The following is a 1,048-nucleotide window of genomic DNA, read 5'->3' on the forward strand; positions in this document are numbered from 1 at the left end:
CACATCAAGCTTGTCATCGGCGACGAATGGAATTTGCGCAGACGGCATTCGAATGTCGCAGCATGGCGGGCTCTACTTCCTGATCGCGATGGCATCCTCGATTGGATCGACGGAGACGGTCGCGCGGGTGCTATACCAGGTGTCACCGAGGTTAAGTTGTACGCAAAACCCAAGACGTCGATCATAAGGAAGGGAGATTACCGAGACTCTATCGGATATGTCATGGCCGTTTCCCCCAGCCGTGGTGAGACCGAGGCGATACTTCAGCGTGCCGTTGACTTGATCCATTGGTCGATCACGCCTTTTCCGACCCCTGCTGGCGACTAGAATCTGCAGCCCCTTGCCTCCTCCGAGCGGCGCCAGAGAGCTGTGCTGGCCCCGATCGCCGCGGCAATGGCCACGCACCTCCGGCACTATGGACTCGCCCCATCGGTCCAGCTCTTGCCGGCTATTTGCAAGCGAGAGCGCCCTGTCTGCCCACTTCCTACATCTTGCTCGGCGCGTCCAGACCGAGTTGCACGTTGATGGCTAGTCTGATCATGTTCTCCCGCCTGCAGAACCGCGCGGGCCCGAGCGCATCGCCCCGCCCTCCTGATTGATGGCACAGCGCTTGGCCAGCGCTCTTAGCTCTCGACGCATTGCGGTCCCCACAGAAGCCTCCAGATTACCACTCGTGGGGACTGGCGATTCGGGATGCTGGCAGGTCGGAGGAATGTCCAGACGAGAGCCCCTTCGAACGACGTTTGTGAGTGTGTTGTTGAAGCAGTAGCGCCTTCATCGATGGGTTGAGCATCTGGGCCACGGAGTCGATTGTGGCCGCGATGGACGAGCACCTCGATGGTGTTCGCCTCGTGGCCCAGAACGCGCGAGCCCGGAGCTTAGTCTGAAAAATCGATTTGTCGTATTTCATGTTGGCTCCTGCGGAACAGCGCCGGCTTTCTCGATTGCGCTTACATAGTGGACGAGACAGAAGTAACCATCCTTTTCCACGTCGAAATTGCTGACGATTCCTATGACTGGTCGCATGTGCTTTGCCATCTTGAATGGG

The 1,048-nt window shown here is 58.4% G+C and carries 1 pseudogene; it reads left to right on the forward strand.

What is annotated here, in order from left to right:
- Positions 1–327, forward strand: a pseudogene (locus EN738_RS34555) (hypothetical protein); the annotation flags it as partial.
- Between the last annotated feature and the right edge of the window lie 721 nt (positions 328–1,048).

The organism is Mesorhizobium sp. M4B.F.Ca.ET.017.02.2.1 (assembly GCF_003998955.1).
Taxonomy (GTDB): domain Bacteria; phylum Pseudomonadota; class Alphaproteobacteria; order Rhizobiales; family Rhizobiaceae; genus Mesorhizobium; species Mesorhizobium abyssinicae.